The 1,659-nt window shown below is 55.6% G+C and carries 1 rRNA gene; it reads right to left on the reverse strand.

Features of this window, described 5'->3' with window-relative positions:
* Positions 1–47: 47 nt before the first annotated feature.
* Positions 48–1,588 (reverse strand): 16S ribosomal RNA (locus tag ACLD02_RS19345).
* Between the last annotated feature and the right edge of the window lie 71 nt (positions 1,589–1,659).

Raw genomic sequence — 1,659 nt, forward strand, 5'->3', positions numbered from 1 at the left:
CAGACAAGCAAACGTGTGGGTCCCTGTTCGGGTAGGGTCTAGGTCGTTAAGGAGGTGATCCAGCCGCAGGTTCCCCTACGGCTACCTTGTTACGACTTCACCCCAGTCATGAACCACACCGTGGTGACCGTTCTCCCGAAGGTTAAACTAGCCACTTCTGGTGCAATCCACTCCCATGGTGTGACGGGCGGTGTGTACAAGGCCCGGGAACGTATTCACCGCGGCATTCTGATCCGCGATTACTAGCGATTCCGACTTCACGGAGTCGAGTTGCAGACTCCGATCCGGACTACGACTGGCTTTAAGGGATTGGCTCCGCCTCGCGACTTAGCAACCCTCTGTACCAGCCATTGTAGCACGTGTGTAGCCCAGGTCGTAAGGGCCATGATGACCTGACGTCGTCCCCACCTTCCTCCGGTTTGTCACCGGCAGTCTCCCTAGAGTTCCCACCCGAAGTGCTGGCAACTAAGGACAAGGGTTGCGCTCGTTACGGGACTTAACCCAACATCTCACGACACGAGCTGACGACGGCCATGCAGCACCTGTCACTCGGCTCCCGAAGGCACTAAGGCATCTCTGCCAAATTCCGAGGATGTCAAGACCTGGTAAGGTTCTTCGCGTTGCATCGAATTAAACCACATGCTCCACCGCTTGTGCGGGCCCCCGTCAATTCATTTGAGTTTTAACCTTGCGGCCGTACTCCCCAGGCGGTCTACTTATCGCGTTAGCTGCGCCACCAAAGTCACTAAGGACCCCGACGGCTAGTAGACATCGTTTACGGCGTGGACTACCAGGGTATCTAATCCTGTTTGCTCCCCACGCTTTCGCACCTCAGCGTCAGTGTCAGTCCAGGAGGCCGCCTTCGCCACTGGTGTTCCTTCCGATCTCTACGCATTTCACCGCTACACCGGAAATTCCACCTCCCTCTACTGCACTCTAGCGTGCCAGTATCGGATGCAATTCCAAGGTTGAGCCCTGGGCTTTCACATCCGACTTAACACACCGCCTACGCGCGCTTTACGCCCAGTAATTCCGATTAACGCTTGCACCTTTCGTATTACCGCGGCTGCTGGCACGAAATTAGCCGGTGCTTCTTCTGTAGGTAACGTCAAGTACTCCCGGGTATTAACCGAAAGCCTTCCTCCCTACTGAAAGTGCTTTACAACCCGAAGGCCTTCTTCACACACGCGGCATGGCTGGATCAGGGTTGCCCCCATTGTCCAAGATTCCCCACTGCTGCCTCCCGTAGGAGTCCGGGCCGTGTCTCAGTCCCGGTGTGGCTGATCATCCTCTCAGACCAGCTACGGATCGTCGCCTTGGTGAGCCTTTACCTCACCAACAAGCTAATCCGACGCGAGCTCATCCATCAGCGCAAGGCCAAAAGGTCCCCTGCTTTGTCCCGTAGGACGTATGCGGTATTAGCCCGAGTTTCCCCGGGTTATCCCCCACTAATGGGCAGATTCTCACGCGTTACTCACCCGTCCGCCGCTCGTCAGCGGGTAGCAAGCTACCCCTGTTACCGCTCGACTTGCATGTGTTAGGCCTGCCGCCAGCGTTCAATCTGAGCCATGATCAAACTCTTCAGTTCGATTAAGTCTTTAAAGTGCCTTCGCACTTAAAGCATGCTCAGCTCGAAACAAATTCAACTAGGTTGACTTG

Origin of the sequence: Alloalcanivorax sp. C16-2 (assembly GCF_046507615.1) — a bacterium.
Taxonomy (GTDB): Bacteria; Pseudomonadota; Gammaproteobacteria; order Pseudomonadales; family Alcanivoracaceae; genus Alloalcanivorax; species Alloalcanivorax marinus_A.